Here is a 22,785-nt window from a genome sequence, read left to right on the forward strand (position 1 = left end):
TTCACCGATTAAGTGGGCATTAAGATGCATGTGTTACTGATTGAAGACGACGACCTGGTGGCCTCCGGGCTGGTCAGCGGCCTGGAAATGATTGGCGCGGTCTGGTTTGGCATCAGCCGGGGTCTGGCCCCGCTGGAGCGGCTCAGCCGTGAAGTCTCCCGGCGCAGCCCCACCATGCTCACCCCTGTGGCCATCGGTTCAGCCCCGGCTGAACTCCAACCGGTGGTCGCAATGCTGAATGGTCTTCTGGCGCGGGTCAACGATGCCATACAGCGGGAGCAGAACTTCGCCAGCCAGGCCGCCCACGAGCTGCGCACACCACTGACCGCCATCAAGACGAACCTCCAGGTGGCCGTGCGTCAGGCGCCCGAAGCCACCCAGGCCCTGGACCAGGCGCAAGCCGGCATCCAGCGCCTGCAGCGCATCATTGAGCAGCTGCTGATGCTCGCCCGGGCTGAGCGCACGGGCCCGCAAAGCGATGCGCAGGCAGCCACGGAAACTGTTATCCACCAGGCTATGATGGACCTTCCGGAGCGCAACCGGATCCGGGTCGAGATGATCCCGTCCCTGCCACCCCTGCCACCCCTGCCACTCCCTCAGCCCCTGGCTTCAGCGGCACTGCGCAATCTTCTGGAAAACGCCCTGAGCCACGGCACCAGCAGTGACACCGTGGAACTGCGCGTCCAACACACCATTGATGCGATCGTGATGACGGTGACCAATCAGGCCGCAGACAGCCCGAAACCGGACCCCGGGTACAGCGATGGTCTGGGGCTGACGATCGTGCGCGCGATCACTGAACGGTTTGGTGCCCGGTTCGAATTCCGGCATCCGGAGGACGGCAGGGTACAGGCCGTTATCGCCTGGCCGACTTGACCCAGCACCCCACCCCCAACGATCATAAGCGCCCCTTTCGCAATATGGATATGAGCGCATGAGTGATTCAGGCGTAAAAACCGATGAGAAAAAACAACACTTTGACGATATCTACGTGGCGGAAACGCCCGTCCCCTTCAAGGAACGCATCCTCGACGAACTGAAATACGTCTCTGACAACTTCAACCGTCAGACGTTTGATCGCTTGATCCTGCCCTGGGCTGAAAAGAAGGCCGCCAGCGGCGCCCTGAACGTCGTGGATCTTGCTGGCTGTTTCGGCAACACTACCATGGCAACCATCAACGGCATGGACTACGACAGCATCCGCGAAAACTGGAAGGACACGGACGCCTGCCGGACCGTTGCTCAGCCGCGACGTTTCAGTGCCAACATCACCGGCATCGACATCTCTGCTAATGCCCTGGCCTACGGCAAGTCCGCAGGCATTTATGACGACATCATCCAGGCGGACCTCAACACGCCGGAGGCGGCGACCCAGGCTGAGCTTGAAAAGGCCATCAAGAACGCCAACGTGCTGATTTCAACAGCGGCACTGGTCTACCTCCAGCCGGATGCCATTGAGCGGCTGATGGATGAATTCGCGGCCGGGGATGAGGAGGGCTACATGCTGGTCAACTTCCTCAACCCCTTCGCACTGGAAGCAGCGGATGCCACCAAGCGCATCCTGCTTGAGCGCTTTGAGTTCGTGGGCAGCATGGCTTCGCGCCACCGCCTTATGTCCGAGCTGGAACGCGCCAACTACCCGGGCGAAGAATGGGCCATGCTGGAGATCTGGGCGCTCAAGCGTCGCAGCTGATTCAGGTTACGGTACCGCCCGCAGCAGCTGCCAGGGGCGGTGCCAGACCGGCTGCCAGCCGGTTTCCCCTACCGTTACACGCCATGCCGGCGCTATCCACAGATCCGCTATCGCTACAAGCGTTTCACCGTGAAAGATCAGGGGAAGCCAGGCCCGTTCCCAGGGTGGAACATGGTGTTCCTGCAGCCATTTGCGCAGCGGGCGACGGGGCTGATCCGGCCCCGGACGGAAGCGCTGCCCTGCAGCCAGAACGCGGACCCCGAAACGCTCGCCCCCAAAGGTAGCAATGCCCGCCCCCTCACGCGGCTCTGCGGTCAGCCAGGTACTGAACCAGTCCAGACCGGCATCGATTCGCCACTGCAACGCGGCGTCCGCATCCGGATCAGGCAGATCAGGGACCAGCCAGAGCCGATCCTGATAGCGACAAACCCGGTAACCCTCGCCGCGCAGCTCGGGTTGGGCATCTTCCGGGGCCTTAAGCAGCGCCTCCAGACCCGTTGTCAAACGCCGCTCGCCCGGGGGCTGGTAACCGTGGCGGATCAGAAGGTGGCGCAACAGCTGCTGGCGGCGCGCATCAGCCAGCCCAGCGAACGCCCGAACGCTGACACCCGTACCGCTGGCCACCTCTCGCGCATCGTGCTCCGCCAGCTCGCCAAGCAGTCGGTCCGCCTGCCGACAGTGCTCCGCACTGCGGGCAATACGTGGTCCACTGCGGGGCCAGCGTCTTTCCAGCGCCGGCATGACTTCGTGACGCAGGTAGTTGCGATCAAACCGGGTATCCTGATTGGAGCTGTCCTCGCACCAGTCCAGGCCCCAGTCACCAGCCAGGGCCTCGATACGAGCCCGTTCAAGCCCCAGCAGTGGCCGCACCAGGCGGCCACCACCCAGCCGCCTTTGCGCGGGCATCCCGGCCAGGCCACGCACACCACTGCCCCGCAGCATGCGCAGCAGCACGGTCTCGGCCTGATCATCAGCATGATGGGCCATGAACAGCCGATCCCCGGATTCCAGAAGGGACTCGAAGCAACCATAACGCGCCCTGCGGGCCCGAGCCTCGAGATCCGGCTTTTCGGGGTCCAGAGCCAATTTCTCAGTCACCAGCGGAACACGAAGCGCCTCGCAGACCCGCTCACAGTGCCGCTGCCACTGATCCGCATCGCTGTTCAGTCCATGATGGAGGTGGATGGCGTGGAGGGTGATGGAGTGACGTGACGCCAGCGTTGACAGACAGTACAGAAGAAAAGTCGAGTCACAACCGCCGCTGAGAGCAAGCCACCACCGACGGCTTTCAGGAAGGGTCTGGAAGGCCGCGGTCAGATCCCACGGCCAGTTCTCCAGGGCCAGCCGGTCACTGCTTACTGGCATCGTAGCGGGTCAGACGCTCATAACGCTGTTCCAGAAGATCCGGGATGGACAGCTGCTCGAGCGCATCCAGCTCCTTAATCAGGGCATCCCGCAGACTCGCGCCAATGGTCGACTGGTCGCGATGAGCACCACCCAGCGGCTCCGGTATGATCCGGTCAGCGACGCCCAGCGACTTGAGCCTTTCAGCCGTAACGCCCATGGCTGCGGCCGCATCCGCCGCGTGGTCAGCACTCTTCCAGAGGATGGAGGCACAGCCTTCTGGCGATATGACCGCGTAGGTGGAATACTGCAGCATGCAGAGCCTGTCGCCAACGCCGATCGCCAGCGCACCGCCGGACCCGCCTTCACCGATGACGGTGGAGATAATGGGCGTCTGCAGACGCGACATCAGCGCCAGATTGCTGGCGATGGCCTCACTCTGGCCACGCTCCTCAGCCCCAATGCCGGGATAGGCACCAGGCGTGTCGATCAGTGTGATCAGCGGCAACTGGAAGCGCTCCGCCATGCGCATGAGTCGGGCTGCTTTGCGGTAACCCTCAGGCTTGGGCATGCCGAAATTGCGGTGAACCTTATCCTTGATCTCACGCCCCTTCTGATGGCCGATAACCATCACGGGCCGACCATCAAGCCGCGCCACTCCCCCTACAATGGCCGGGTCGTCCGCAAAACTGCGGTCACCATGGAGTTCATCAAAGTCCGTGAACACCTCGTCGATGTAATCGTGAGTATAGGGACGCTGCGGGTGGCGAGCCAAGCGCGCGATGTCCCATGCCTTGAGGTCACCGAAGATGCTTTCAGTCAGGCTGATGCTCTTGTTGCGCAGCCTGTTGATCTCCTCCGAGATATTGACGTCGGCATCATTGCCGACCAGACGGAGTTCTTCGATCTTGTCCTCAAGCTCGGCGATGGGCTGTTCGAAATCCAGATATTGGGGGTTCATGACGCTCCGTCTGTTCGTTGCAACCGTTTATTCATCGTAGACCAAAGTAACACGATCGTCGCCCAGCAGATGGCGCAAACTCAATAGCAATTCGTCATCCGGCTGCACCTGCCACTCTTCTCCCAGCCGGATCAGGGTACTGGCGTCCGGGCTGTAGTAGGCCAGATTAACCGGGCAGCCATTGCCACGGTAAGGCCGCAACACTTCCTCCAGATGATCCAGAAAGCCGTTGGCGCACTGCGGCCGGTCCACTGCAAGGCGGATACCGTGACTGTACTGACGGCGGGCGGCATTGATGTCCATCACACCATCCGCCGTCATTTTGAGCGACCCGCTGTAATCATCGTGGCTGACACGCCCTTCCAGGATCAGCACATTGTCGGCCTGAAGCAGATCCTTGTACTCCAAAAAGGCATCCGTGAACAGAGTCGACTCAATACGGCCACTGCGATCGTCCAGGGTGACAAAGGCCATGGGCTGACCGCGACGGTTCTTCATGGTGCGCACCGCCACAACCAGACCGGCGATCCTCTGGGTGCCCTTGCCCTGCTGCAACTGCGCAATGGGGGTTGGCACAAATCGCCGGACTTCGCTCTCATAGGCATCAAAAGGATGACCGGTCAGATAGAGACCGAGCGTTTCCTTCTCCGCCTGCAGGCGCTGCTTGTCACTCCACTCCCGCAGGTGGGCCACATCCGCGAAGGGATCCTCGTCCCCGGTGGAAACCAGATCTTCACCAAAGAGATCCCCCATGCCGGCATCCGCATTGCGGTTGAGCTGGCCGGCCTGCTGGATGGCCTTGTCAATGCTGGCCATCATCCTCGCCCGGCTCGGGCCCAGGTTATCCAGAGCGCCGGCACGGATCAGCGCCTCGATGGCGCGCTTGTTGACCTTGCGCACATCGACACGGGCGCAGAAGTCGAACATGTCCCGGAAAACGCCGCCTTCCGCCCGAGCTGCCGCGATGCTCTCAATGGGGCCCTCACCGAGCCCTTTGATGGCCCCCAGGCCGTAGACCACCTGGCCCTCATCATTAACCGTGAAGCTGAACGCACTGGTGTTCACATCCGGCAGCACCAACGCCAACCCCATGCGCCGACACTCTTCGACGAGCGTCACCACCTTGTCGGTGTTCTGCATGTCTGCGGTCAACACTGCGGCCATGAACTCGGCGGGGTAATGAGCCTTGAGCCAGAGCGTCTGGTAGGAGACCAGCGCGTACGCCGCCGAGTGCGACTTATTGAAGCCGTAACCGGCGAACTTCTCCACCAGATCGAAGATGTTGTCGGCTAGTTCCTTGCTGATGCCGTTGTTTTCGCAACCCTCAAGGAACGCCTTCTTCTGCTTCTCCATTTCGGCGGCTTTCTTCTTACCCATGGCGCGGCGCAAAAGGTCCGCCTGCCCCAAGGAAAAGCCAGCCATCACCTGGGCGATCTGCATCACCTGCTCCTGGTACAGAATGATGCCGTGGGTGGGCTTGAGCACCGGTTTGAGGCCATCGTACTGGAAGTCCGGATGCGGGTAGGCCTCGGGCTGGCGGCCGTGCTTGCGGTCGATGAAGTCATCCACCATACCGGACTGCAACGGGCCGGGCCGGAACAGGGCCACCAGGGCAATCATATCCTCGAGGCTGGCCGGCTCCAGGCGCCGGATCAGGTCTTTCATGCCCCGGGATTCCAACTGGAACACCGCCGTGGTCTCGGCCTTTTTGAGCAGCTCAAAGGAGGGCTGATCATTCAGCGGGATCTCGTCGATGTCGATATCCGGCTCGCCGTGCTCACGCCGACGGCGGTTCACCATCGCCAGAGCCCAGTCGATGATGGTCAGGGTTCTCAGGCCCAGAAAGTCGAACTTGACGAGTCCGGCCTCTTCCACATCGTTCTTGTCGAACTGGGTAACGACACTGCCGCCATTTTCTTCACAGTACAGCGGCGCGAAGTCCGTCAGCTTGGTGGGGGCAATCACCACACCGCCGGCGTGCTTACCCGCGTTACGACAGATCCCCTCAAGCTTTTTCGCCATGTCCCAGATTTCCTGGGCTTCCTCGTCCTGCGCCAGAAACTCGCGCAGCGGCTCCTCTTCCTCATGGGCGCGCTCAAGCGTCATGCCCGGGTCAAAGGGGATAAGCTTGGACATGCGGTCTGCCAGGCCGTAGGACTTGCCCTGGACGCGCGCGACGTCGCGCACCACAGCCTTCGCGGCCATGGTACCGAAGGTGATAATCTGGGAAACGGCGTTCTTGCCGTAGCGTTCGGCCACGTAGTTGATGACCCGATCGCGGCCTTCCATGCAGAAGTCCACGTCAAAGTCGGGCATCGAAACCCGTTCCGGGTTCAGGAAGCGCTCGAAAAGCAGATCGTACTGCATCGGGTCGATATTGGTGATCAGAAGCGCGTACGCGACCAGTGACCCGGCACCGGAGCCGCGCCCCGGCCCCACCGGCACGCCGTTATCCTTGGCCCACTGGATGAAATCCATCACGATCAGGAAGTACCCTGGGAACCCCATCTGATTGACGATATTGAGTTCGAAATCCAGACGCTCGTAGTAACGTGCCCGCTTCTCCTCGTATTCCGGGTCGGAACGATCCAGGATGCGCTCCAAGCGTTTTTCCAGCCCTTCCTCGGAAACCTTGCGGAAGTATTCATCCATGGTCATCCCTTCCGGGATGGGATACTGGGGCAGCGAGATTTCACCCAGCCGCACCGGCACGGTACAGCGCTTGGCGATTGCAAGCGTGTTATCGATGGCTTCCGGGATGTCTTCGAACAGCTCTATCATCTCCTCCTGGGAACGGAGATATTGCTGTTCGCCGAAGCGCCGCTCCCGGCGCGGATCATCCAGTGTTCGGCTCTCGCCGATGCAGACCCGGGCTTCATGGGCCTCAAAGTCATCGGCGTCCAGGAAATGGACGTCGTTAGTGGCGACCACAGGCAGCTGGAACTTCTGGGCCAGGGCCACCTGCCCGTGGACACAATCCTCATCATAGGCGCGCCCGGTGCGCTGGAGCTCGAAATAGAACGCGCCCGGAAACAGATCGGCCCAGTAGCATGCTCGCTCTTCAGCGAGCTCCTGCTTGCCAGCCAGTATGGCTTTGCCCACGTCTCCCTCACGCGCCCCGGAGAGCATGAGCAGCCCTTGCGCCCGCTGCTCGACCCATTCGCGCTCCACCACCGGAACGCCGGTGGCCAGACCATCGGTATAGCCCAGGGATATAATCTCGGTAAGGTTACCGAAACCGGTCTGATTACGTGCCAGCAGGGTGATGCGGAAGGGCTTGTAAGAGTCTTCCTCATTGCGAAGCCAGATGTCAGCGCCAATGATCGGCTTGATGCCGGCACTGGTGGTTCCCTCGTAGAACTTCACCAGCGAGCACATGTTGGACTGCTCGGTCAGACCAACGGCGGGCATACCCATTTCCGCCACACGCTCAATCAGTGGCTTGATCCGGGTCAGGCCGTCGACCAGAGAGTATTCCGAATGGATGCGAAGATGAACGAATGTGCTCGACACGGGCTACTCCATGACCTCAACCAGTTCTTCTTCGGTCTGCTTCCCGAAGCGGGCCTCGACCACCCCGCCGTCCGGGCTGATCACAAAGGTAGCAGGCAGGGAGACCGGGTGTTCCCAACCGTAATGGGCCTGCGGATCGTCGGTAACAACAGTGAATGCGATCCCCATGTCGGCCTTGAGGCTGCGCAGTGACTCGCCCTCAACCTGATCGAAGTTAACGCCCAGCACCCGCACTCCGTCGCGCTGATCCAGTGCATTCAGCTCTGGGATTTCCTCGTAACAGGGTTTGCACCACTCGGCCCAGTAGTTGACGAAAACCCACTGGCCTTTCAGCTCGCCGGTGCGCACGCTACCACCCTCAGCGGTGGCGAAATCGGTGCTGCCACCCAGGCCACCGGGCATACCGTCACACCCCGCGAGCGCGAGCATCAGCACGACAACAGTCGCGCGCATGAGATGAATCAACGCCAACCTCCTGATAGAGTAACGGGCAAAGCCGGATCGTTTATTGTAACGACAAAACCGGTATCCGTAATCCGTACCTTCTGAAGTGGATCCCCCGTAATGACCGAGACCACACGCCGTCGTTCCGACCTGCCGCTGGCTCACTGGATTGGCCTCGGCACCTTTCTGGCACTGATCGCCATACTCGCGCTGACCACCTTCTGGCCGAATCCCGTGGAGGATGCATCCAAGACGGCGATTCTTGGCATCAAGCTGGTGCCGTTGCTGATTTTTGTACCCGGACTCTTGCGTGGCCGCAACATTACCTATATCTGGGCCTGCTTCATGATGATGATCTACTTCGTGCCTCTGTCGGTCAGTTCCTATCTGTATGGCTGGCCGCTGACCAGCGTGATCCCCACGGTACTGACGCTGGTGTTCTTCGTGGCGACCCTGTTCAAGCTGCGCCAGGACCCACGCAATCCAGGCACCAGTACGACCTGATCCCTATGGCGAGAGCATCCAACCCCGAGCGTGATCACACACTCACTCTGCATCAGCTTTGCGATGGCCTGGTTCAGGATGAACGCATCACCCGGGAACAAGCCCAGGATGTCCGCAACGCCAATCTGGGATCGAATACCCAGAAGCATCCCCTGGAAATGCTGGCAGAGGCCCAGCTGCAGGATGCCACCACCAGCAGACTGCTGGATCTGGATAACCTCTCTGAGTGGCTGGCGCACTGGGCGGGGCTGGACTACGTGCACATCGACCCGCTGAAAGTGGACGTGCCATCAGTAGCGGATGTCATGTCCTACGCCTATGCTCAGCGTAACGGTATCCTGGCGGTGAGTGTGACCCGTGACGAGATCCAGGTCGCCACCGCACAACCCTTCCAGAGCGAATGGCGCAGCAACCTGGAACACATCACCCGCCGGACGGTGACACCGGTGGTGGCCAATCCGGCCTCTATCCGCCGCTTCACGGTGGAGTTCTACCAGCTTGCCAATTCCGTCAGTAAGGCCGGGGGTGAGGATGCCAACAAGCACGTACAGAGCTTCGAGCAGCTTCTCGATCTGGGCGAAGGCAAGGCGGACGCCAATGACCAGCATGTGGTCAGCATCGTCGACTGGCTGCTGCACTATGCGTTTGAGCAGCGCGCCAGCGATATCCACATCGAACCCCGCCGCGAGATGTCGCAGGTCCGATTCCGCATCGACGGTGTCCTGCACACCGTCTACGAATTCCCGATTAACGTGGGCATTGCGGTACTCAGCCGCCTCAAGATTCTGGGTCGACTGAATGTGGCCGAGAAACGCCGCCCTCAGGACGGGCGCATCAAAACGCGCAAGCCGGATGAAAGCGAAGTGGAGATGCGTATTGCGACCATGCCCACCGCCTTCGGGGAGAAAATGGTCCTGCGGATCTTCGACCCGGAGGTCCTGCTCAAGCCCTTCGAACAGATGGGCTTCTCCCGCGACGACCGCGAGCGCTGGGAGCGCATCACCAGCAACCCCTATGGCGTTATCCTGGTCACCGGCCCCACCGGTTCCGGCAAGACCACCACCCTCTACTCCACGCTACGACAGCTGGCCTCGGACGATGTCAACATCTGCACCATTGAGGACCCCATCGAAATGGTTGAGCCCGCCTTCAATCAGATGCAGGTGCAGCACGGCATCGACCTGACCTTCGCCCATGGTGTACGTGCACTGCTGCGCCAGGATCCTGACATCATCATGATCGGCGAGATCCGTGACCAGGAGACCGCGGACATGGCGGTTCAGGCCGCACTGACGGGCCACCTGGTGCTTGCCACGCTGCACACCAATGACGCCCCGAGTGCCATTACGCGGCTGCTGGAGCTGGGGCTGCCAAGCTATCTGATCCGGACCACTGTCATTGGGGTCATGGCCCAGCGCCTGGTGCGAACCTTATGCACCGAGTGTAAAACAGACGGCAGCATCGACGCGCAGGCCTGGCGCAATCTCACCCGGCCCTGGAAAGCGCCCACACCGGAACATGCCTGCCAGCCTGTGGGCTGTCTGCAATGCCGCAACACCGGTTACCTCGGACGTTCCGGCGTTTATGAGATCATGCCCGTTGATGGGGCGATAGAGGCGCTGATCACTGCCGATTGCGACCTGAGCCAGCTGCGGCGGGAAGCCTATCGCCAAGGGATGATGTCACTGCGCCTTTCCGGCGCCCAGAAAGTGGCAGCGGGACTGACCACCGTGGAAGAGGTCATGCGGGTCACTCCAGAGAGTCAGAAGTAGGCCTGCCCCGAAGGCAAGGCCCCGGCTATGCCGGGGCCGCTGCGCATCAACCGAACAGCTTTGCAGCCTGCTCCGCCACATGCTTGCCCTGGAACCGGGCAATAGCTTTTTCGCGCTCGTCCGCCTGCCGGGAACCGTCACCACCGGCCAGCATGGTGGCGCCATAGGGGGTGCCACCGCCGGGCTGGGAAATATCGAACAGCTCACCAGTGCCGTAGCCGATCGGCACAATGGTCATCCCGTGGTGGGCCAGGGTTACCCAGAAGGTCGTCAGCGTCTGTTCCTCACCGCCACCAGTACCGGTAGAGCCGAAAACGCTGGCGAGTTTACTGAACAAGGCACCTTTGGCCCAGAGCCCACCGGTCTGGTCCATAAAGGTCCGCATCTGGCCGGCCATGTTGCCAAAGCGGGTAGGAGTCCCGAACAGGATGGCGTCATAATCCGCCAGTTCATTCGGGGTGGCCACCGGCACCTGCTGGTCGGCCTTGCCACCGGCATTGGTGAAAGCGTCGGAATCCATGGTTTCGGGCACTCGTTTGACCGTCACATCAACGCCATCAACGCTGTTGGCACCTTCGGCCACGGTGTTCGCGAAGTCTTCCATGTGCCCGTACATCGAATAGTAAAGCACTAATACTTTCGCCATTGTTTCTCTCCTGGTCCTGTGATGTTGCTGCTGGTTTGTCACACAGGAACAGGCTATTCCCTCCCCTGCCCCCATCCAAGCGGAACATTTTGGGCAGTGTGTTCAAAATAATTGATCAGCGGCCAGACTCCCCCAGGGACGCTCGCTCGCCATTGCCCTGATCAGTTCTTGTCGTCGGGTTCAAGCCGGTCCAACCCCGTGATGTGGGCGCCCAGTGCCTTCAACAGAATGTGCTGGATTTCGCCTTCTGAGCGCATAGCTTTGAGCTCCCGGTTGAAGGCTTCCATACGCTCAGCGTTACCGGCGACCTTACGGGAAAGCAGTAGGTGCAGCCTATCCTTGCGCACTGGATGCGGGTGCCAGGTCAGCCTGCTGGCTTCATCAGCACCGAACAGATCATCAATCATCCGCTGCCCCACAACACGATCGAGGGGGAAAAGATCAATACGCTCAGCCATCAACTTCCTGAAGTTCAGCTCATCCGATGACACAATCTCGGTGTGAGCGATCCCCCGGGCCTTTACCCGATCGATGACCTGGCCATAGTCATAGTCCCTCGTCAGACCAATCCGGTAATCTGCAAGATCCGCAACGGTCTGCCAGTCAAATGGCATATCAGCCCGATGAAAAAAAAACATACTCCGTCACAATTACCGGTCGGCTGATGAAAAATTCTTCGCGGCGCTCTTCGGAAGGTAACCAGACAGCCGTGCCATCACGCTGCCCCTTGCGGGCCAGTAAGAGGGAACGGGACCAGGGGTGGAATTCATACACCACCTTATACCCCGCACGTTCAAAGGCACGGGTCACAATCCTTGAGGCGATACCGTAACCGGGTTCTTCACTGCCGAGGTAAGGAGGCCACTCGCCGTTGGTAATCCGCACAACGCTGCCCTGTTGATCATCACCTGCCAGCCCTGAGAGTGGGACCGTCAATACCAGCGCCAACAGCACTGTTTTCAGCCATCCCATGATTTTCTCCTGTTTAGAACCCGATGGAGCACCCGAGGAAAATATCTTCCATACACGTGGCGAATACGTCGAAAAGCTACTCATTGGATTAACCATTTAAGGGGTAGCCAGTACCAGGACAGGCCCTGCTTGGCTACTGGGCTCCACGGGAAAGCGCCAGTCAAGACCACACCCAGCCAACCATGCCCGTATAGCTCGCCATTCACTCTCGCCTCCTTCATGCCCGCGATAGGCCATCAGCGACAGGCAGCCGCCAGGCGCGAGCAGATCCGCGGCCTGCTCCAGAGCAGGCAGAGTGGTTTCCGCCGCAGTGATGCGGGTGTGATCGCCCCCTGGCAGATAACCCAGATTGAACATCACCGCCCCCAGCTTGCGCTCTTTCGGTACTATCACTTGGTCATGGATTCGGGCGTGACTTTCACACAGCAGCGTTACGCGCTCGCCAAGGCCGGCTTCGGCCAGTCTGCTGCGGGTTGCTTCCACCGCAGCAGACTGAACATCCATCGCCCAGACATGACCTGACTCACCTACCTGTTGCGCCAGAAAGCGTGTGTCATGGCCGTTGCCTGCCGTAGCATCGAGAACCAGGCTGCCCTCGCGCAGCACACTGGCCACCCCTTCATGGGCCTTCTGGGTCAGTCTCACACCACCCACCGCTCGAGCGTGCCGGCAGCAAAGTCCCTCAGGTTATCCGCGCTCTGCTGCACCATGCGCTGGCGTGCCTCCTGGCTGGCCCAGGCGCAATGCGGTGTCACCAATAGATTGGGAATGTCGTCCGCCAGCAATGGGTTGTCATCCACTGGCGGCTCCTGGGTCAGAACATCCACCCCGGCACCGGCAATATCGCCCTGGCGCAGGGCATCGGCCAGGGCTTGTTCGTTGACGATACCGCCACGGGAGGTATTCACCAGAAGAGCCGAATCCTTCATGGCCTTCAACTCCTGAGCATCAATCAGATCCCGAGTGTCATCACTCAGCAGGCAATGCACGGACAGCACATCGGCTACCGGCAGCAGCTCAGCCAGAGGCTCTCTCGTAAAACCATCAACCTCCCCCGGCGGCTGACCGGGCCGGGCCGCGATCCGCACATCCATCCCAAAAGCGCGCCCAAGCCCGGCAACGCCCTGCCCCAGGTCACCATAGCCCAGAATCACGAGCGTTCTGCCTTCGAGTTCGATGATGGGATGATCCATGCGGCAGAACATGGTACTGCGTTGCCACCAGCCGCCACGCACGTCCTGAACGTAATCCACCAGGCGGTTGGCAAGAGCCAGGATCAGGGAAAAAGTATGCTGGACCAGCACCGGGCGCGCATAGCGGATGGCATTGACTACCCGGATGCCTCTGGCCTCCGCCGCTTCCAGGTTGATGTTATTGACGCCGGTTGCCGTCACCACCACTACCCGGAGCTTCGGCGCAGCCGCAAAATGCGCCTCCCCAAGCACAACCTTGTTGGTAACCACGGCTTCGGCGTCCGCGATGCGCTCCGCCACCTGGTCGGGACCACTGGCTCCGTAGAGCGTGAGGTCGGCGGCGGCCTGCATCGGCTCCAGATCCACGTCCGAGCCCAGAGTATTGGCATCCAGAAAAACAGCTTTCACGATGATGGCTCCTCCTGATCGGATTCAGCAACGATGGAGCGTATTGTCACCATTGCCCCGCAGCAGGGCAATCGAGCGGCCAGGGTCGCGCCTCAAATGTGGCGCCGTCGTCAATTATGAGCCACAGAAAGGCGCGGGCATTGACCGGGTGATGTCGGATGGCATGATTCCATACCAAGGAAGTCTCATCCACTTAAAAGGAAAGTATTCCCATGAAGCGCATTCTCGCCCTCGGCCTGATCATGCTGACCGCCCACCCGCTGGCCATGGCTGGCCCACAACGGCCGATAGACCAGGGTACGACCTATCTCGGGGCCCAGTATTCGCGCCTGACATTTTCATCGGACCGACTCGTCACTTCAGCAACACCCTCCATGGTCATGCTGCGCGGCGGCGTCTTCCTGCTCAACAACATTGCGATCGAAGCCCGCTATGGCACCGGTGTTGAAAGTGATCAGGCTACCGCTAAGGACGACAGCCTGGTCAGAGCCAGAGTGCAGCATTTCGCCGGCACCTACGCGACCGGCCACATTCCGCTGGGCTCGCGATCATCATTCTATGTTTTTGGCGGGTTCAGTGAGTTCAAGGCCCGCTTTGAACGCCCGGATCGGCAATTGAGTGAGACCGAATTCTCCGGGTCCTATGGAGCGGGCTATCAGATCAATTTCAGCCGTCAGAGTGGGCTCAACCTAGAATACAATCGCTTCATGGAAAAAAACGGCCATCGCCTGAACGGCTTCACGCTTGGCATGCAGTTCTATTTCTGAGGCCCGGGGCCTCAGGACTTGAGGCGATAGCCCGTCCGGAAAATCCACCAGACAAGTGTCAGGCACAGCAGCATGAAGAAAAAGGTCATGCCCAAGCTGATCAGTAGCGGCACATCGGAAACCTCATAGAAGCTCCAGCGGAAGCCGCTGACCAGGTAGACAACCGGGTTGAAGAGCGAAACGTATTGCCAGAATTCCGGCAATACGTCGATGGAATAGAAGGTACCTCCAAGGAAAGTGAGCGGGATCACCAACAGCAGAGGCACAATCTGGAGCTGCTCAAAGTCTTCCGCCCAAATCCCCACGATAAAACCGAACAGGCTGAAGGTGAACGCCGTGAGCACCAGGAAGGCCAGCATCAGGAACGGGTGCTGTATCGGCACATCCACAAACAGCTGAGCGGTAAACAGGATGATCAACCCGAGCACCAGTGACTTGGTGGCCGCCGCGCCGACATACCCCACCACCACCTCCAGGTAGGACACCGGTGCGGACAGCAACTCATAGATGGTGCCGGTGAATCGCGGAAAGAATATGCCAAAAGAGGCATTAGTCACGCTCTGGGTCAACAGCATCAACATGATCAGGCCGGGCACAATGAAGGCGCCATAGGCGACACCGTCCACCTCCTCCACCCGTGAACCGATAGCTGCCCCGAACACCACGAAATAGAGAGACGTGGTCACAATGGGTGAGATGATCGACTGCAGCCAGGTGCGCAGAGCCCTGGCCAGCTCGAAATGATAGATCGCATACATGCCACGCAGGTTCATGAGCCGTTCACCAGATCCAGGAAAATGTCCTCCAGCGAGCTCTGGGTGGTGTGCAGATCCGTGAAGCGGATCCCCGACTCGCCCAGGGCCAGGAGAAGATCGTCAATGCCGGTATGCGCGGACTGTGTCTCATAGGTGTAAATGAGCCCGCTGCCGTCTTCGGTCAGCCGGAGCCCATACGGCGCCAGCGCAGGCGGCACCGCCTCCAACGGCTCGCGCAGCTGCAGCGTCAGCTGTTTGGTCCCCAGTTTGCGCATCAAATGCTTCTTATCCTCAACCAGCACAATCTCCCCCTGGTTGATGACGCCGATGCGGTCCGCCATCTTCTCGGCTTCTTCAATGTAATGGGTTGTGAGAATGACAGTTACGCCGGTCTGGCGCAGGTAGTCCACTGTTTCCCACATGCCCTGACGCAGTTCCACGTCGACGCCAGCAGTGGGTTCGTCAAGAAACAGCACTGATGGCTCGTGAGCCAGCGCCTTGGCAATGAGCAGACGCCGCTTCATACCGCCGGAAAGCATTCGCAGCTGGCTGTTACGCTTTTCCCACAATGAGAGATCACGCAGAACCCGCTCAAGGTAGGCGTCATCCCGGGGCTTGCCGAACAGCATCCGACTGAAACTGACCTTGGCCCATACCGTTTCAAAAGCATCACGGGTCAGCTCCTGGGGCACCAGACCGATACGTGAACGGGTCTGGCGATAGTTGCGCTGGATGTCGTAACCATCCACTGTCACTTTCCCGCCCGTGCCATTCACGATGCCGCAGATGATGCTGATCAGCGTGGTCTTGCCAGCCCCGTTGGGGCCCAGAAGCGCGAAAATCTCCCCTTTGTGGATGTCCAGGTTGATATCCCTGAGCGCCTTGAACCCGTCCCGGTAGGTCTTGTCGAGATTCTCGATCGAAAGGATGGGGGTCACACGTCACCTCAATTGCTCACAGCCGTTCAACAATATCACACCAGCGGCAGCGCTCGCCTCTCACCTATAAAGCGGCTTGGTCACCCTTGAAAGGTGCGGCCCACCGGGGATCCGCGGTGAACACCACGTCGAGTACCAGCGCCCCAACGATACGACGTAGCCGTTCATCCAGATGGGTACGGATGCGATCCTGCTGCGCCAGGCCTGCATTGCCACTTTCCTCGGGCAGCACCACGTGCACCAGCAGATAGAGGGTCCGCCCCGGGCGAACCATCCTCAACGAGAACTCGTTGGCATCACTCTCCGCGATGACCTCCGCAACCACATCATGGACCGGCTGGCGCACATGCTTTGGCGGCGCCCGGTTGAGCAGCTCCTTGATGGCATCCGAAGCCATCCGGAAGGGTGTGCTGACGCAGAACAGAATCACCACCGTGGCCACCATCAGCGGATCCACATAGGGGGTTATTACGGAAAAATCCGCCGCTTCAGCCACAGGAATCAGGCAAAAAGCCAGAAGCACCGAGGCGGAGATAACGGTATTGATCCACCAGTTGGCAAAATCGGCCTCCACAAGCGGACTGCTGGTATAGCTCCGGGCGCGGCGCAGCAGTACAAAGGTAATACCACTGCTGGTGGTCGCGATAACGGAATAAACAATAGCCAGCCCGGCAGCGATCTCCCGGCCGCCAGCCAGCAGCACCAACACGGAGTCCCCCAGTGCCAGCAGCGATATCCCCAGTATAAGCAGACCTTTGGCGGCATTGACCAAGGATTCGAAATAGGCATGGCCGAAGGGATACTTTTCAGTATCCGGCATGGCAAGAAGTCGCGCCACACGGACGCTGAGAAATGCCATGACACTGTAGATGAGGTTGAAGAGACCGTCCAGAAGAATGACCTGAGAGCCGGTGATTACCGACAGGATGAGGCCGGTCATCCCCAGGAAGAGTGACATCCCGGCGGAGAGCAGCAGCGCGCCAGTTTCCGTTCGCATGACACAGACCATTACATCAGTGGTTCAGAAAATGTATTTTACCCGCAATTCAACTACTGTGACTGCATGATGCTGACAAAACTTGGGAATCGGTTCCCGCGCATCCGTCAACGGCTGGCCGCAGACTTCCGCCTTTCGGTGATCACGATGCTCTGTGTTCCCGCCGCCATCGCCATCGGAGGCTTCGGCGTTTTCCGCTTTCTGGACGGCGACCTCCTGATGACAGTGGTGGATTCCATGCTGGTCTTGCTTCTGATAAGCATCTCAGCGTGCGCCTGGATTACGGGCCATACCATAATCACTGGTGTTGTACTGGTCCTGTTCACCGGCGCCGGGGTTCTAGCCGTGCTTTATCTAGCCGGGTTGGTTGGCCTTTTCTGGGCCTATGTTGACACCATTGCCACCTTTTTCCTGGCACCGCCGGCAGTAGCCATTCCCAAGGTTGTGCTCATGATGGCAGCGACCACAACGTTGGGCGCGAAGGCGGGACTGGGCCTACTGCCCCTGATCTCCTATGCAACAACGATCTTTGTGGTTTCCGTTTTCGCTTTCAGCTTTGCCAGACGCTCCCTGGCCCAGGCACGGCAGCTCGAGGAGCTGGCCATACGGGATCCGTTGACCGGTATCGGCAACCGGCGCGCCCTGGAAGAGGAGCTATGCATCGCCATCGCCCGGGTTCAGCGCGACGCATCCGGTGCTGGACTGCTGATGCTGGATTTGGATCACTTCAAGGAGATAAACGACCGGTATGGGCATAGTAAAGGTGATGACGTGCTCAAGAAATTCGCGCAGCTGGTTACCACACACTCAAGGCACGAGGACCGGCTGTTCCGTTTCGGCGGCGAAGAGTTTGTCCTGCTGCTCAATAACGTCCACCAAGAGAGCATGATCCTGGCGGCACGACACCTTCAGCAGACCATCAGAGACCGCCTCAGCATCGAGGGTCAGCCGGTCACATGCTCAATCGGAGCCGCCCTTGCTGCCCCGGAGGATAACTGGGAAAGCTGGCTGAACCGGGCGGATAATGCGGTCTACCAGGCCAAGAATAACGGCCGGGACACCGTCATTGTGGCGGATTCCGGGCCGGATAGAAGGCCATGACCTCTGCTTCGGTCAATTCACGGTACCCCCCAGCTTCCAGCGCCGGATCCAGCTCAATAGGGCCGACTTGTTCACGGTGAAGCTGGACCACCCGGTTGCCAATCGCCCCCATCATGCGCTTGATCTGGTGATAACGGCCCTGGGTCAGGGTCAGCCGCAGTTCTGTATTACCCAGCCGCTTGATGTCATGGGCAAAGGCAGGCGTATCCTCTCCCCTGAGCATAATGCCCGCTTCCAGACTGGCAAGCTCCTGATCAGTGACGGGATCAGCAACCCGCACCCGGTAGGTCTTGGCAAAGCCATGACGGGGGGAGGTGATGCGGTGACTCCATTCACCGTCAGTGGTAAGCAACAACAGGCCCGTGGTGTCTTTGTCCAGCCGACCCACGGGATGCAGCCCGCGGCGCAGCTCCGGCTCGAGCAGATCAACAACCGTGGGGTCATAGTCGTCTTTGGTGGCGCTGACGACGCCGCTGGGCTTGTTCAGCATCAGATAGCGCTCTCCGGCTTCACGCTCGAGCTGCTGTGCATCCAGATAGATGGCGTCCTCGACACCCACCCGGGTCTGGGCCTTCAGCCCCCCGGTCTCGTGGCCTTCAACCTCAATCCGGCCCGTCTTGATCAGTTGTTTCGCGTCCTTACGGGTAGCGCCGATCAAGCGCGCAACTAGAAAATCGAGCCTGCGGCGCCGGCGTTTCTCAGGCTCCGTCATGGCAGCTCTGCCTTCTGGGTTAATGCATGATTACTGGCAAGGAATACCGTTATTCTACATGAATAACCCAGTTCCGATCAGGGTTCTGACAGCATTTCAAATACGGGCGTTAGGGGTTTTACGCTATTGCGCCCCGGGCTTCAGGCGCTAGACTCGGATAGATATCACATTCGATAGATGGAGAAAGCAATGATAGTACGTGACATCAAGGACATTATCGGAACCGAGCGCGAAGTTGAAGGGCCGGGCTGGACGAGCCGCCGGATGCTACTTAAGAAGGATGGCATGGGTTTCTCATTCCACGAGACCATTATTCCCGCTGGTGCCAAACTCCATCTCTGGTATAAGTACCATCTGGAGGCGGTCTACTGCGTTGGCGGCAATGGCAGCATCGAAGATCTGGCCACTGGTGAGACCCACCAGATTCACGACGGTGTCATGTACGCGCTGAACAACAATGATCGACACATTCTGCGCGGCGGCACTGAGGCCATGCGCCTGATCTGCTCTTTCAACCCACCGGTAACGGGTCGTGAAGTTCACGATGAGGATGGCGCCTACCTGCCCGACGACAGCTGATTCCGCCCACCAGCCCAGTATTCACAGGCGGTGTGGATACTGAGGCTTACATGTTGCGAATTGCAAAATGCAGCTTTCTGATCTGTAATACGGAGCCTAACCCAATATAGAGGATCACCCTGCCAATGCCTGATGGGCGAAACGACGTTTCCAGCGGTACCTCGCGTCTGCCTTCAGGAAACCATCCATTTGCCCCTCTTATCTTTTTTATCGTCCTCATGGCGTTTGCAACGGTCATAAACAACCAGCAGCGCTCAAGTACCCCTGTGGACACAAGCTGGTACACACCCTCCGCCTCGCTATCAGAGCCACTCGACCTGGCTTTCCAGGCTGGCTCCATCGCGCAACTCCACAGCTCAGGCCAACTGCGCTCCAGTGAGGGCTGGCAACGTATTCAATCAACTCACCCAGCTGTTGGTTTCAAGGACCATCCCATTACCTTCAGGCTTGAACTCACCAACGAAGCGAAAACACCAAACCAGCAATGGGTGTCAGTGCCGGCTCCCTATATTGACCGTATCCGTGTGGCGCGGCTCAATGAACCAGGAGGCCCGCTGCTTCCCATGCGCACCCAGGGTCAGCTTGCCCCCCTGTCCCGCCGTACCATAGCGCTGCCCTCATTTCACTGGCCTGTAACCATTCCCGGGCGAGAGACAATCACGCTATTTTTTGAAGTCACCAACTCAGGACCAACGCTGCTTCCCATTTCCATTGAGGGCGATGACGGTCTGGTCTACAACAGTGTTTCCCGTGCCACGATCAACGGGGTTCTGCTGGGGCTCTCTACTTTCCTGTTGGCCATCAACGTGTTTTTGATGGTGCGATTCAGGACGACCATGCTCACCTGGCTCACGGTGCTCACCGCGGGCGTCATTCATATCCAACTTGTTCTTAACGGGTTTGGTGCATGGCTGTTCTGGGGAGCAATCCCTTCGCTGGGAATGGCCTTCACTACTTCGATGCTGTTAGTGCTGATCGCCTTTTTGCAGCATACAGTTGCAGCACTTCACCCTGCTCGACCTTACCGCTGGTTCCTGAACGCTCTCTCTCTTGCAGCACTACTGCTGATTTTTATTGACCTCGCAGCTCCGACGCTGTCACTCCAGCCGGCCATACTCATTCTCGGGTCAATCGGCTGTATTGCGGCGTTCGCCATCTCGGTCCACCGCTTCACAGACTCGCTGTACGCCCGTTACTTCACCATCGCGGTTTTGATTCTCACAACCGGATATACCGCAACCGCGCTCAGGACGGTTGGCATTCTGCCCGTCAACGTTGCAACGGAAACAGCGTTTTCCTTCGCAACGATTCTTGCCGCCATTGTTCTACTCGCAGCTGCAGTGCATTTCTTCCTGCGGGAACAACAGCTGAGACGGATCGCCGCCACCGATAAAGCCAGTGAACAGGAATACCGGATTGCGTTACAGAATCAGCTTGAAAAAAGCCTGAGGACCCATAAGCTGACTGGCAGGCCTAACCGTTCAGCTTTGGAGGCGTTTCTGAGTGAACGGGCGTGCGAAACGCTCCAGTTCGTCGTTCTAAGACTGACCCGCTTTCATGAGGTTGAGCATGTAGTTGGCCACCAACTCGCCGAACTGTTTGTACGCGATTACCTGACCAGCCTAGAAAATCATCTCCAACTCAATGGGCCGAGCTCACTGGTGCGGATCGATAACGCGCTGCTGATATCCATTGACACTATGCACTCCGTGTTCATTCTCGCCGACGAAATACCCAGCGAGTCCAATTTCTGGCAAACGCTCATTGACGTTGTGACGCCGGATTCCAGGCACCAGGGCTACACCTTTAATTGGCTCTGCTCGATCGGCGTCGCCTCATTGCCCCGCCACGGCAACAGCATTCACCAAGCCCTTTCCGCAGCAGGATACGCCAGTCTTCAGGAGGGAACACTGAATTTCTATGACAACACGGTGGGTGAACACCAGCGACACCAGCAACTGTTGATGCTCGACCTGGAGGACGCTTTTACGTCCAACCAGGTTCATCTTGCCTACCAACCCAAGGTCAGCCTCAGCTCTGGCCAGACGGAATCCGTGGAAGCACTGATTCGCTGGTATCATCCGCGATTCCACCTGATCCCGCCAGGTGACTGGATCCCTCTTGTGGAGGAACTCGGCAGTATTACCCGCGTAACGCGCTGGGTACTCGCCCGCGCGGCTGTGGACCTTGAACGGATCCGCAGCCGTTACGGAATGGGCACCCGTGTGGCGATCAATATTTCGTCCAGAGATCTTGCGCTCCCTGAGCTGGCTGACAGTCTTGAGGACATCGTTCGGAACCACGGTCGTAGTCCCCAAGACTTCATTCTGGAAATCACCGAAACCGCCGTCATCCAGAATCTCGAACTGACCTCGCAGCGATTGGGCCAACTCAGGCGCAGCGGTTTCAGTCTGGCACTGGATGACTTCGGAACCGGGACCTCCTCGCTGTCGGCCCTGACGGAATTCCCCTTGGATGAAGTTAAGATCGACAGGCGTTTCCTGACGCGGCTACTTGCCGACCAGGATCGTCAGAAAGTGTTCCGGACGACGGTCGAGCTGGCGCAGTCACTGAGTCTGGATACGGTCGTGGAAGGCATTGAGGATGAGCAGACAGTGCAATGGCTGCGTCAGTTCACTGATCTAAAGGGACAGGGTTTTTTCTGGGGGCAGCCGGTCATGCTGGATCCAGACCAAGGCAATGCCCAAACGTAAATGCCCTGTGCCATCTTTGGGCCTCAGGCGGCCTCTCTCTTCGCCAGCGCCCTCAACACGATCTGACACTGGTTTTCCCCATAGGCTTTCAAGCACTGCGCGGCCCGCTCGGCATCCCTTGCCAATACCGCTTCAATGGTGTCGCGCATGCAGTCCAGTGACTGCGCCAGCTCTGTGGTCTCCTCCTGCAGTGCCATGAATGAATAGCGCTGCAGCAGCGGTAGCAGATCCTCAATGGCATCCGTCAGGTAGCGGTTGGTGGTCAGTTTCAGTCCTTCCCGCGCCAACTCGAACGCCAATTCGTGCACCCGCTCCCGATCCCGGTGCTCAGCCTGCACCTCGAATTCCCGGCTTATGGCCAGGAAGGGCTCCAGCTGGCCGGGCTGCCAGTTATGGGCCACATCACTGGCCAGACGGCCCAGGAGCAGGAACAGGAAATCATAGAGGTCGCGTACATCAGCCTCGCCCACGTCACAGACACGGGCGCCACGGCGCGGCTGAATCTCCACCAGATGCCAGCCCTGAAGAAGGCGGAAGGCTTCGCGCAGGGAATTGGTACTGACCTCAAGTTCGGCCGCCAGCTCGGTCTCCGGTAACCGCTCCAGGGGCTGTTTTCTGCCACGGATGATCTCCAGCGATAGATGATGGGCGATCCGCTCACTGAGACTGAGCTGCTGCGGTAAGGCCATGGTATCTGCGTCCTCGTAATGCGACTCCCGATATTCTACAGGAAACGCAAAGCTTGTTACACATGAGTTGTTTGACAATTCAT

At 59.2% G+C, this 22,785-nt stretch carries 22 protein-coding genes; 8 read left to right on the forward strand and 14 right to left on the reverse strand.

Annotated features, from left to right (window positions below; all coding sequences use genetic code 11):
* Positions 1–24 precede the first annotated feature (24 nt).
* A complete protein-coding gene (locus tag AAF659_RS13490; protein ID WP_349752302.1) occupies positions 25–876 on the forward strand; it encodes a histidine kinase dimerization/phospho-acceptor domain-containing protein in 852 nt (283 codons plus the stop codon).
* Positions 877–934: 58 nt separating this feature from the next.
* Positions 935–1,693 (forward strand): class I SAM-dependent methyltransferase, encoded by a 759-nt coding sequence (locus AAF659_RS13495; protein WP_349752303.1) that lies wholly within the window; start codon positions 935–937, stop codon positions 1,691–1,693.
* 6 nt (positions 1,694–1,699) lie between these two features.
* Here the strand turns inward: AAF659_RS13495 and tilS are convergent, their stop codons facing one another.
* From tilS to AAF659_RS13515, 4 genes are read right to left on the reverse strand one after another with little or no spacing between them, the layout of a single operon-like run.
* The gene (tilS, locus tag AAF659_RS13500; protein ID WP_349752304.1) at positions 1,700–3,058 is read right to left on the reverse strand and encodes a tRNA lysidine(34) synthetase TilS; all 1,359 of its coding nucleotides are present in this window, start codon (positions 3,056–3,058) and stop codon (positions 1,700–1,702) included.
* Entirely contained in the window at positions 3,042–3,998 is a 957-nt protein-coding gene (gene accA / locus AAF659_RS13505; RefSeq protein ID WP_349752305.1) for an acetyl-CoA carboxylase carboxyl transferase subunit alpha, read from the reverse strand. Before accA ends, tilS begins: the two co-directional genes overlap by 17 nt.
* A 27-nt stretch (positions 3,999–4,025) precedes the next feature.
* The gene (gene dnaE / locus AAF659_RS13510) at positions 4,026–7,511 is read right to left on the reverse strand and encodes a DNA polymerase III subunit alpha (protein WP_349752306.1); all 3,486 of its coding nucleotides are present in this window, start codon (positions 7,509–7,511) and stop codon (positions 4,026–4,028) included.
* Positions 7,512–7,514: 3 nt separating this feature from the next.
* On the reverse strand, positions 7,515–7,976 hold the full coding sequence (locus AAF659_RS13515; RefSeq protein ID WP_349752307.1) for a TlpA family protein disulfide reductase: 462 nt from the start codon (positions 7,974–7,976) through the stop codon (positions 7,515–7,517).
* 99 nt (positions 7,977–8,075) lie between these two features.
* On the opposite strand from AAF659_RS13515, the gene AAF659_RS13520 reads away from it, so the two are divergent.
* Together AAF659_RS13520 and tfpB are read left to right on the forward strand one after the other, a co-directional pair.
* Positions 8,076–8,459: a DUF2069 domain-containing protein gene (locus AAF659_RS13520; protein WP_349752308.1), complete on the forward strand. Its 384-nt coding sequence runs from the start codon at positions 8,076–8,078 to the stop codon at positions 8,457–8,459.
* A 5-nt stretch (positions 8,460–8,464) separates the two neighbouring features.
* A complete protein-coding gene (gene tfpB / locus AAF659_RS13525) occupies positions 8,465–10,231 on the forward strand; it encodes a type IV pilus assembly ATPase TfpB (protein WP_349752309.1) in 1,767 nt (588 codons plus the stop codon).
* Between the two features lie 46 nt (positions 10,232–10,277).
* Here the strand turns inward: tfpB and wrbA are convergent, their stop codons facing one another.
* From wrbA to AAF659_RS13550, 5 genes are all read right to left on the reverse strand, one after another.
* A complete protein-coding gene (wrbA, locus tag AAF659_RS13530; protein WP_349752310.1) occupies positions 10,278–10,877 on the reverse strand; it encodes an NAD(P)H:quinone oxidoreductase in 600 nt (199 codons plus the stop codon).
* A gap of 161 nt (positions 10,878–11,038) precedes the next feature.
* On the reverse strand, positions 11,039–11,491 hold the full coding sequence (locus AAF659_RS13535) for a substrate-binding periplasmic protein (protein WP_349752311.1): 453 nt from the start codon (positions 11,489–11,491) through the stop codon (positions 11,039–11,041).
* A gap of 1 nt (position 11,492) precedes the next feature.
* Positions 11,493–11,849 (reverse strand): transporter substrate-binding domain-containing protein, encoded by a 357-nt coding sequence (locus AAF659_RS13540; RefSeq protein ID WP_349752312.1) that lies wholly within the window; start codon positions 11,847–11,849, stop codon positions 11,493–11,495.
* A gap of 96 nt (positions 11,850–11,945) precedes the next feature.
* Positions 11,946–12,494 (reverse strand): tRNA 5-(aminomethyl)-2-thiouridylate-methyltransferase MnmM, encoded by a 549-nt coding sequence (gene mnmM, locus AAF659_RS13545; protein WP_349752313.1) that lies wholly within the window; start codon positions 12,492–12,494, stop codon positions 11,946–11,948.
* Positions 12,491–13,450 carry a D-2-hydroxyacid dehydrogenase gene (locus AAF659_RS13550; RefSeq protein ID WP_349752314.1) on the reverse strand — a complete coding sequence of 320 codons (960 nt, stop codon included), beginning with the start codon at positions 13,448–13,450 and terminating at the stop codon, positions 12,491–12,493. Before AAF659_RS13550 ends, mnmM begins: the two co-directional genes overlap by 4 nt.
* 212 nt (positions 13,451–13,662) lie before the next feature.
* Between AAF659_RS13550 and AAF659_RS13555 the strand changes: the two genes are divergently transcribed.
* Positions 13,663–14,217 (forward strand): porin family protein, encoded by a 555-nt coding sequence (locus tag AAF659_RS13555; RefSeq protein ID WP_349752315.1) that lies wholly within the window; start codon positions 13,663–13,665, stop codon positions 14,215–14,217.
* A gap of 11 nt (positions 14,218–14,228) precedes the next feature.
* Here the strand turns inward: AAF659_RS13555 and AAF659_RS13560 are convergent, their stop codons facing one another.
* From AAF659_RS13560 to AAF659_RS13570, 3 genes are all read right to left on the reverse strand, one after another.
* Positions 14,229–14,990, reverse strand: coding sequence for an ABC transporter permease (locus AAF659_RS13560; RefSeq protein WP_349752316.1), 762 nt, complete (start codon positions 14,988–14,990; stop codon positions 14,229–14,231).
* On the reverse strand, positions 14,987–15,910 hold the full coding sequence (locus AAF659_RS13565; protein ID WP_349752317.1) for an ABC transporter ATP-binding protein: 924 nt from the start codon (positions 15,908–15,910) through the stop codon (positions 14,987–14,989). Before AAF659_RS13565 ends, AAF659_RS13560 begins: the two co-directional genes overlap by 4 nt.
* Before the next feature lie 64 nt (positions 15,911–15,974).
* Positions 15,975–16,907 carry a cation diffusion facilitator family transporter gene (locus tag AAF659_RS13570; protein WP_349752318.1) on the reverse strand — a complete coding sequence of 311 codons (933 nt, stop codon included), beginning with the start codon at positions 16,905–16,907 and terminating at the stop codon, positions 15,975–15,977.
* Positions 16,908–16,973: 66 nt separating this feature from the next.
* Between AAF659_RS13570 and AAF659_RS13575 the strand changes: the two genes are divergently transcribed.
* Entirely contained in the window at positions 16,974–18,008 is a 1,035-nt protein-coding gene (locus tag AAF659_RS13575) for a GGDEF domain-containing protein (RefSeq protein ID WP_349752319.1), read from the forward strand.
* On the opposite strand, the gene AAF659_RS13580 is transcribed toward AAF659_RS13575, so the two are convergent.
* The gene (locus tag AAF659_RS13580; protein ID WP_349752320.1) at positions 17,971–18,720 is read right to left on the reverse strand and encodes a pseudouridine synthase; all 750 of its coding nucleotides are present in this window, start codon (positions 18,718–18,720) and stop codon (positions 17,971–17,973) included. The genes AAF659_RS13575 and AAF659_RS13580 overlap by 38 nt on opposite strands.
* A 189-nt stretch (positions 18,721–18,909) precedes the next feature.
* Between AAF659_RS13580 and AAF659_RS13585 the strand changes: the two genes are divergently transcribed.
* Positions 18,910–19,299 (forward strand): ectoine synthase, encoded by a 390-nt coding sequence (locus AAF659_RS13585; RefSeq protein ID WP_349752321.1) that lies wholly within the window; start codon positions 18,910–18,912, stop codon positions 19,297–19,299.
* 125 nt (positions 19,300–19,424) lie between these two features.
* Complete coding sequence (locus tag AAF659_RS13590; protein ID WP_349752322.1) at positions 19,425–22,013, forward strand: EAL domain-containing protein; 2,589 nt, start codon at positions 19,425–19,427, stop codon at positions 22,011–22,013.
* Positions 22,014–22,036: 23 nt separating this feature from the next.
* Here the strand turns inward: AAF659_RS13590 and AAF659_RS13595 are convergent, their stop codons facing one another.
* Complete coding sequence (locus AAF659_RS13595; RefSeq protein ID WP_349752323.1) at positions 22,037–22,702, reverse strand: GntR family transcriptional regulator; 666 nt, start codon at positions 22,700–22,702, stop codon at positions 22,037–22,039.
* Positions 22,703–22,785: the final 83 nt, after the last annotated feature.

It is taken from the genome of Salicola sp. Rm-C-2C1-2 (assembly GCF_040196175.1).
Lineage (GTDB): Bacteria > Pseudomonadota > Gammaproteobacteria > Pseudomonadales > Oleiphilaceae > Halospina.

Bases quoted from the DNA above. Each gene is read 5' to 3' on its own strand.
- AAF659_RS13590 (WP_349752322.1), top strand. From the start codon at position 19,425: ATGCCTGATGGGCGAAACGACGTTTCCAGCGGTACCTCGCGTCTGCCT.
- AAF659_RS13560 (WP_349752316.1), bottom strand. From the start codon at position 14,990: ATGAACCTGCGTGGCATGTATGCGATCTATCATTTCGAGCTGGCCAGG.
- wrbA (WP_349752310.1), bottom strand. From the start codon at position 10,877: ATGGCGAAAGTATTAGTGCTTTACTATTCGATGTACGGGCACATGGAA.
- AAF659_RS13495 (WP_349752303.1), top strand. From the start codon at position 935: ATGAGTGATTCAGGCGTAAAAACCGATGAGAAAAAACAACACTTTGAC.
- tilS (WP_349752304.1), bottom strand. From the start codon at position 3,058: ATGCCAGTAAGCAGTGACCGGCTGGCCCTGGAGAACTGGCCGTGGGAT.
- AAF659_RS13540 (WP_349752312.1), bottom strand. From the start codon at position 11,849: ATGGGATGGCTGAAAACAGTGCTGTTGGCGCTGGTATTGACGGTCCCA.
- AAF659_RS13570 (WP_349752318.1), bottom strand. From the start codon at position 16,907: ATGCGAACGGAAACTGGCGCGCTGCTGCTCTCCGCCGGGATGTCACTC.
- AAF659_RS13595 (WP_349752323.1), bottom strand. From the start codon at position 22,702: ATGGCCTTACCGCAGCAGCTCAGTCTCAGTGAGCGGATCGCCCATCAT.
- accA (WP_349752305.1), bottom strand. From the start codon at position 3,998: ATGAACCCCCAATATCTGGATTTCGAACAGCCCATCGCCGAGCTTGAG.
- AAF659_RS13575 (WP_349752319.1), top strand. From the start codon at position 16,974: ATGATGCTGACAAAACTTGGGAATCGGTTCCCGCGCATCCGTCAACGG.
- AAF659_RS13520 (WP_349752308.1), top strand. From the start codon at position 8,076: ATGACCGAGACCACACGCCGTCGTTCCGACCTGCCGCTGGCTCACTGG.
- AAF659_RS13535 (WP_349752311.1), bottom strand. From the start codon at position 11,491: ATGCCATTTGACTGGCAGACCGTTGCGGATCTTGCAGATTACCGGATT.
- AAF659_RS13580 (WP_349752320.1), bottom strand. From the start codon at position 18,720: ATGACGGAGCCTGAGAAACGCCGGCGCCGCAGGCTCGATTTTCTAGTT.
- AAF659_RS13490 (WP_349752302.1), top strand. From the start codon at position 25: ATGCATGTGTTACTGATTGAAGACGACGACCTGGTGGCCTCCGGGCTG.
- tfpB (WP_349752309.1), top strand. From the start codon at position 8,465: ATGGCGAGAGCATCCAACCCCGAGCGTGATCACACACTCACTCTGCAT.
- AAF659_RS13585 (WP_349752321.1), top strand. From the start codon at position 18,910: ATGATAGTACGTGACATCAAGGACATTATCGGAACCGAGCGCGAAGTT.
- AAF659_RS13555 (WP_349752315.1), top strand. From the start codon at position 13,663: ATGAAGCGCATTCTCGCCCTCGGCCTGATCATGCTGACCGCCCACCCG.